Source organism: Pseudomonas sp. NFR02, from assembly GCF_900119375.1.
GTDB lineage: Bacteria > Pseudomonadota > Gammaproteobacteria > Pseudomonadales > Pseudomonadaceae > Aquipseudomonas > Aquipseudomonas paracarnis.
In genome coordinates this window covers 224,268-231,628 of sequence record NZ_FPJJ01000009.1, presented here as the reverse complement: position 1 = coordinate 231,628, position 7,361 = coordinate 224,268, and the positions used below count along the sequence as shown (strand labels likewise).

The 7,361-nt window shown below is 59.4% G+C and carries 7 protein-coding genes; 3 read left to right on the top strand and 4 right to left on the bottom strand.

Annotated features, from left to right (window positions below; genetic code table 11):
- The 3 genes from BT199_RS24415 to BT199_RS24405 all read right to left on the bottom strand — a co-directional run.
- Positions 1-266, bottom strand: a 266-nt coding sequence (locus BT199_RS24415) for a hypothetical protein (protein WP_139271609.1), incomplete at its 3' end; no start/stop codon positions are given.
- A 198-nt stretch (positions 267-464) separates the two neighbouring features.
- Positions 465-1,934, bottom strand: coding sequence for a methyl-accepting chemotaxis protein (locus BT199_RS24410; protein WP_072435601.1), 1,470 nt, complete (start codon positions 1,932-1,934; stop codon positions 465-467).
- A 96-nt stretch (positions 1,935-2,030) separates the two neighbouring features.
- Entirely contained in the window at positions 2,031-2,837 is an 807-nt protein-coding gene (locus tag BT199_RS24405) for a TatD family hydrolase (protein WP_072435600.1), read from the bottom strand.
- 236 nt (positions 2,838-3,073) lie between these two features.
- Here BT199_RS24405 and BT199_RS24400 point away from each other — a divergent pair, with 236 nt between their 5' ends.
- From BT199_RS24400 to BT199_RS24390, 3 genes are all read left to right on the top strand, one after another.
- On the top strand, positions 3,074-4,495 hold the full coding sequence (locus BT199_RS24400; protein ID WP_072435599.1) for an MltF family protein: 1,422 nt from the start codon (positions 3,074-3,076) through the stop codon (positions 4,493-4,495).
- A 104-nt stretch (positions 4,496-4,599) separates the two neighbouring features.
- Positions 4,600-5,034 carry a DoxX family protein gene (locus BT199_RS24395; RefSeq protein WP_003189852.1) on the top strand — a complete coding sequence of 145 codons (435 nt, stop codon included), beginning with the start codon at positions 4,600-4,602 and terminating at the stop codon, positions 5,032-5,034.
- 260 nt (positions 5,035-5,294) lie between these two features.
- Positions 5,295-5,603, top strand: coding sequence for a hypothetical protein (locus tag BT199_RS24390; RefSeq protein WP_003189853.1), 309 nt, complete (start codon positions 5,295-5,297; stop codon positions 5,601-5,603).
- Between the two features lie 4 nt (positions 5,604-5,607).
- Here BT199_RS24390 and BT199_RS24385 read toward each other — a convergent pair whose 3' ends face one another.
- Positions 5,608-7,347: a Gldg family protein gene (locus BT199_RS24385; protein WP_014717652.1), complete on the bottom strand. Its 1,740-nt coding sequence runs from the start codon at positions 7,345-7,347 to the stop codon at positions 5,608-5,610.
- Positions 7,348-7,361 lie beyond the last annotated feature (14 nt).

Here is a 7,361-nt window from a genome sequence, read left to right as displayed (position 1 = left end):
AACAGATGTACCAAGGTCAGCCCGCCCTGGGCTTTGCATTGAGCGACCGTGCGGCTGGGCTTGTCGGAAGAGATCGGCGCGACCAGTGCGACGTCTTCCCCAACCTTGAACACCTGCTCCACGCTAAGTGCCGAACCACTTAAAAAGCTGTCGGCCCACGTATCAAAGGTATTCAGGCAGGTGCGGAAATCCGCGAATACGCGCTCAACCTTCGGCGCTTCGGGATCCATGGGCACCAGCACCAGGTTGGCCAGCACCGAGATCAAGAGACAGCCCCATTCATCAGGGCTCTAACGAACACCACCATCTGCAATCCCTCGCACTGTTTGATCAGGCGAGGGACTTTGCAGCGGTTGTCAGGTAAAAGAAGTCGGCGTTATTCGCGGGGATGGCGAGGAAGTTTCGTCTTAACTTCAGGTAAACCGAGGCTTGGTCGTAGGAGTTGGATTACAGCTGGAACAGTCTTACAACTTCAACTGCCCAATCGCCTTGCTCAACTCCCCGGCCAACGTCGCCAGTTCATTGCTGGTAGTGGCCGACGCCACGGTCTGATGCACGGTGTTTTCGGTCACATCGCGAATGCTCACCACGGCGCGGTTCATTTCTTCGGCGACATGGCTTTGTTGCTCGGCGGCCACGGCGATCTGGGTGTTGCTTTCGCGCATCTGTGCCACAGCGCCGGTAATTTCAGCCAGCGCGATGCCGGCTTTCTGGGCCTGTTGTACGCAGTCATCTGCCTTGAATGAGCTTTCCTGCATGAAGTCCACCGCGTCGCGGGTGCCGGCTTGCAGCGCCGAGACCATGCGGGTGATTTCGTCGGTGGAGCTTTGCACGCGCTTGGCCAGGTTGCGCACTTCGTCGGCGACCACCGCGAAACCGCGGCCCATTTCCCCGGCGCGGGCGGCTTCGATGGCGGCGTTGAGGGCAAGCAGGTTGGTCTGTTCGGCGATGCTGTGGATCACACTGACCACACCGTTGATTTTCTGGCTGTCTTCGGCCAGTTTCTGGATCATTTCGGCGGTCTGCTGTACGCCGCTGGACAGCCCGGCGATCGAGCGCTGTACCCGGGTGACCACTGCCTGGCCGCTGCCGGCGAGAGTGTCGGCGGACTGGGACAAGTCACGGGTGGCGCCCGCGTGCTGGGCGATGTGGTAGACGGTGGCGGTCATTTCGTTGATGGCGGTGGCAGCCTGGTCGGTTTCGCTTTGCTGGCCCAGCATGCCGTGTTGCACCTCGTTCATGCTGCTGGCCAGGCGAGCGGCGCCTTCGTCCAGTTGCCGGGCGGTGCGTGCCACGGTATTGACCACGCGCTGGTATCCGGCTTGCATGGCGTTGAAGGCGCTGGCCATCTGGCCGACTTCATCCTTGCAGGCCAACGGCACCCGCGCCGACAGGTCGCCGGTTTTTTCGACGTGCAGCATCACATCCTTGAGGGTGTTGAGTTGGCTGAGCAGGAAGCGGATCAACAACTGCGAGGCACCGAGCATGGCCAGCATCAGCACTGCCACGGCGACGGCGTAGTGGGTGAAGCGTTCACTGAACACTTGGCTCAGGCTCGGCGCGTAGGCGAAGACTGCGACCTGCTGGCCGTCGCCGCGGCTGATCACCTCGGCGCCGATCAGCGGGTTTTCACCGAACAACGGCATGGGGTTGAGTTCAGTCCAGCCGTTGGCAGTGCTCAGGGCGGGCAGGTCCTGGGGGATCTGGCCTTTGGAAAATGCGAGCCAGTGCTCACCAGTGGGCAAGGCTCTGTCGGCTGGCCAGGCGCTTAGCAAGCGTCCCTGAGCCTGGGCCGATGCCTGTGACGCCTGGCTACGCGCCTGTTGTTCCAGCTGTACCGCGTACAGCACCAGCAGCAGGGTGGTGATGAAGGCGACCGCATTGACGGCCCAGAATTTGTATTTGAGCGAGATATTGCTAAGCCAGGCACCCATGGAAGGTTTTCTCTGATAGCGGAAACGGTATTGGCAAGGTGCCATTATTGTGCCGCTATTCAGAACAGCGCTTTTGATATGGGTCAATGCGCCGCATCAATCGATGGCAGGCAAGCCGAAACAGCGCCGGGCGCACGCGGTGCTATGCAGCGCCAGGTCTTCCATTGTTTCGTTACGGTGCAAGGCCACTTCGCGCAGTACTTCGGGCAGGTAAGCCGGTTCATTGCGACCGTTCTTTGGTTTGGGGCGCAACGTGCGTGGCAGCAGGTAGGGCGCATCGCTTTCCAGCATCAGACGGCCTCGGGGAATGTCCCTGACCAGTGAATGCAGGTGGGTGCCACGGCGTTCGTCGCAGATCCAACCCGTGATGCCAATGTGTAAATCCAGGTCCAGGTAGCTGAACAGCGCTGCCTGTTCGCCAGTGAAGCAGTGCACCACGGCGGCCGGCAGGTGGTCGCGGTAGTCCTTGAGGATCTCCAGCAGACGCTGGTTGGCATCGCGCTCATGGAGAAACACCGGAAGTTGCAGTTCGACGGCCAGGGCGAGGTGTTCTTCGAGGACTTTTTCCTGCTGGGGGCGAGGGGAGAAGTCCCGGTTGAAATCCAGCCCGCATTCACCCACGGCGCGCACTCGGCTGTCGCCCAGCAAGCTGCGCAGGCGTTGGGCGCTGTCGCTGTTCCAGTCGCTGGCAGAGTGAGGGTGAATGCCGGCAGTGCTGAACAGTCGCTGGCCGCTTTCGTCGAGTTTTACACACAGTTGCAGGGCCTGTTCGCTGCCCTCGACGCTGGTGCCGGTGAGTACCAATTGCTGCACGCCAGCGGCGTAAGCGCGTTCGAGAACGGCCGTGTGCCTCTCGTCGAAACTGGGGTTGGTCAGGTTGACGCCAATATCAATGAGTTGCATGGTGCTATCTCCGCCTGCGGCCGGAAAGCATATCAGAGCTGTAGATTGATAAGAAAAACCAAGAACTACAATGCGTTAACGCTGTCTTTGAACGTCGCAAGCGACATTGTGGGGGGCCGATTGCCTGCCACCGTGGCGCCGTTGCACGCCTTGCCAGCGCATAAAGCGCTCTGTTTCTGACCACCAGCACGTCGTTATTCGCGAAGGTGCTGGCCAGTTTTCTTTTCGGAGAGCGGATGATCCGACCCTCGGCGTTGCTTATGTTGTGCCTGACGTTGCTCCTGCCCATGGCGGCGGTCGCACGTCTGGATGGGCCGCTGCAAGTGGCCAAGCCCGGCAAGGTCCGCGACCTGGCGCAAATTCGCTCCAGCCGCACCCTGCGCGTCTTGGTCAACCAGAGCCGCAACAGTTCCGGTGAAGTGCAGGGCCAGGCCATCGGTGTCGAATACCATCGGTTACGCGCCTTCGAGCAATACCTCAACGGCCATGCCCGTGATGGGCAGGCCATCAACCTCAAGATCATCCCCAAGGCCAAGGACCAGTTACTCGGTGCGCTGGCCCGTGGTGAAGGTGACCTGGTGGCGCCCGGTGAATTGCTGGACGTGAAGGGCGTGCACAAGGTCAGCGCCAGCGACCCGATTGTCAGCGATGTGCCGTTGTGGCTGGTGGGCGTCAAGGGTGAACGACGGTTTACCAAGCTGGAGCAACTGTCAGGTCGCACGCTGACGCTGACCACGGGCAGTGCGGCGGCGGATGCCATCAGTCAGGTCAATCAAAAACTGGCTCTGCACAAGCGCCCCCCCGTGAAAGTCGAATGGGTTGACCCCAGCCTGGCGGTGGAAGACGTCCTGGAGATGGTGCAGGCCGGGATTTTTCACCTGACGATCGTGGAAAAACCCATTGCCCAACGCTGGTCGAAAATTCTGCCCAAGTTGCGCTTTGACAAGCAGGTGGTAATCAGCGAGCCGGGCGACGAGTTCTGGTTTGTGCGTCAGGACGCGTCGATGCTGCGTGCCAGCATCGATCGGTTTCTCAAGACCTATCACACGCCTTCCGACCAGGATGTGGCCTTCCAGCGTATCTATCGACGCCTCTACCAGGTCCGTAACCCATTGGCGCGGGCTGACCGCCAGCGCCTGGAAAAACTGCGCCCGGTTTTGCAAAAACATGCGCGTGAGCAAGGTATGGACTGGCTGAATCTGGCGGCGTTGGCGTTCAAGGAGTCTTCCCTGGACCCAGGCGCACGCAATAGTGGAGGCCCTACCGGCCTGATGCAGATCACGCCGTCGGCGGCGCAGCGGGTGGGGGTCAACAATATCGAGTCGCTCGACAGTAATGTGCAGGCGGGGGCGCGTTACCTGGCGATGATCCGGCGCAAGTTTTTCTCCAGCCCCAAGCTCAATGAGCGCGAGCGCATGGCCTTTATGCTGGCGGCGTACAACATGGGGCCGGAGCGGGTGCAAGGTATGCGCACCGAGGCCAAGCGCCGTGGGCTTAACCCCAATCAGTGGTTCTTCCAGGTTGAACGCATTGCCATGGAGCAGGTAGGGATGGGCGGCGTCAGCTATGTTAATAGCGTCAACAAGTATTATTTGGCGTTCGATCGGGAGCGCGAGTCTCTGGAGCCGCCTGCGGCTAAAGTTGCATCGCGTGAATAATCGATTTTTTAGATGTAAATTAGGCAATATTTCGGCTTTTATCATTGCTTAAACTGATTAATATAGCGGCCAACCAACCCCTACCTGGAAAAGGATTTACCCCCATGAGCCCAATGATTACCCGTGTACTGTCCACTCGCGCCGGTTATGGCCTGACTATTCTGCGTATCTTCGTCGGCATCATCTTCGCTGCCCACGGTTCGCAAAAGCTCTTCGGCTGGTTTGGCGGTGGTGGCCTGGCGGGCACCGCACAATGGATGGAAAGCATCGGCCTGGCGCCGGGCACGCTGATGGCGCTGCTGTCGGGCGGTACCGAGTTCTTCGCCGGCCTGGCCCTGATCATCGGTTTGCTGGTTCGCCCTGCTGCATTGGGCCTGACCTTCCTGACACTGGTGGCGATTTTCTCTGTACACATCCACAACGGGCTGTTCATGGCCAACAACGGTTATGAGTTCGCACTGGCGTTGCTCGGCGGCGCGTTGGCGGTGTTGCTGGAAGGTGCGGGCAAATTGTCTGTCGACCGCGCGATCACTCACTGATCGTTTAGCAAGCTGCACAAAAAGGCCCGCTGATGCGGGCCTTTTCGTTGCCCGGGATTCTTGACACTGCCCCACAGGCTTCTCTAGGATGCTGCTCATGCGCCGATTTAAACAGCTAATTGCGGGGCGCCACTGGGTCTCAATGCAGCCCGACAGAAGTACGCTTGCTCACGCAGGGCGTTCCTCGAAATACCGCTAAAGCGCTGGTTCGGTGTTGCCTCTCACCTGCCCGCAGACTTTTGAGGCAGAGACACGACACGATGAATGCACTACGCCCCCTCATACGCCTGGCCCCGATCACCGCGGACCTGACTCAACGCAATCCGAAAATCCTCCTGGGCGGTAAGCACCAGCCGACACTGCTGCGTTATCTGGACGGCTGGCCACGCCGTTCCGGTCGGCCTTCGGCGTTCCTGATCCAGTTTGTGGAAGACGGCGATTCCCTGGCCCGTTTTGCCAGCGACAGTTTCGACCTTGCAGTGATTCAGGCACCGAGTGCCAGCAACGCCCATGAGGTGATCCACCAACTGACGCGCATTGCCCGGCAAGGGCTGATTGCCCGTCGCTGAGCGACTAGTGAAAGGTTGCCAATGCGAGGAGTCGACGCTTGCGCTGGTACAGGAACAGTAACCCGGCAATCAGGCACAGCAGTAGCGGTAGAGGCACGACCATCAGCCCTTTGAGCTGTCGCTCGAAACGCTGCACCGGGGCATAGGCCTGCGCCTTGAGTGTATGCAACTCGATGGGCAACTGCAGGCGCTCCTTGTTGAGTACCTGCAACTGCGTATTGGTATCCACCGCCTGGGTGATAAGCCGCGTGTGCGCTGGGTTCAACTCGCGCCATGCTTGCTCTGTCTGCTCAAGTCGTCGCTGGAGCTCAAGCGAATTTTTCCGATAAGCCTGTGCGGCTTCGTCGCGCATGTGTTCCAGCCTGTGCAACGGTTGGCGCATGACACGGGATCGAATGCGCTGGAGCGCTTCGGGCGCCGCCAGGTTATCCAATGTGTTCAATACAAACTGCGCGTTGCCGTTGCGTGCATGGCTGACTGTGTCCGCGAGCAAGTCAGTGTCGGCCACGACGACCATCTGGATCAGTTCTGCTTTTTGCAGCCCGGGCGGCTGGCCCTTGAGGCCGTCGGGAAACGCTGAGTAAGCGGGCCCCTCAACGCGCGCAGCGATCACATGGCGCTGCCCTGAAGTCGCCGTTTCATCGATCAGTGAGTCAAATGTCGTCGCCGAGCCAAAGCGTTTCGCGTCCAGCAGGGCCGATTGCCGTGAGCTCAACAGAAGCGGGGTCAACAGTGAACGGCTCTTGGGGGCCAGGGAAAGCGCGCCGCTGCTTGAGACCATCACGGCGTCCAGCCCCCAGGCGCTGACATCCGTTGGAGTCATCGCCTGTGATGGAAGGTGTAGCCTGGCCGGGTGCAGTACCCGGGGCATTCCCGGGCCGGGCGTGGCTGATGAGGCATAGAGATTATCCACCAACAGCTTATCCGCGGGCATTTGGATGCCCCACGCGTTCAGCAGCCCCTCCATTCTGGCGTTCGCTGGCACGGCGTCAGCGCCCATCTCGCTCACGGGGTCGAGGAACATCATCAACTGGGTGCCTTTCAATACCGATTGCTCAATGGCATATAGGGCTCGTTCAGGTAAAGCGTGCGGCTGTACGACTATCAATGTCGCGATGGATGACGGAACCTGGGCGATGTTCGCAGCCAGTTCCACCACGTTGAATTGCTCGCGGATCAACCCCAGCAACTCGCTGGCCGATTTGTCTAACGCCAGTCCCGACAGCAGGCCGATAGTGGCACGCTCAGGCTGCCCCAACTTATAGATCAGGTGGCTGATCTCATATTCAAGTAATGACTCGTGCTCAGGCCGGAACGCTTCGATGCGTTGGGCGCCCTGGCCAGTACGGGTGCCGATAAGGCCAAGGAATCCTTGTGTGTCATCAAGCCCAAACAAGCGGGCTTTGTAGGCATCTTCAGAAAAGGGAGCGGGGTTAATGATATGTAAGTTGATCAGGCCGTTTGCCGCTTTTTCGAACGCCTTGAGCACGTCTTCCACGCGCCGACCATAACGTTCTAATGCCTGGCTTTTTTGCGGCGCATTGAGGGTATTGAAGTAATACAGATCCAGTGGGCTTTCAAGTGACAGTAGCAGTTGCTGCGCCGCGGGCGATAAGGTGTGGATTTTTTCTTCGGAAAAGTCCCAGCGAACAGTGGGCAGTTTGGGTGCCCAGACTAGATTGAATGCCAGAAACAGCAGTGATATGACGAGAAGTGTCATACCCGCACGAAAAGCGGATCCCATCAGTGGTCTTCCTT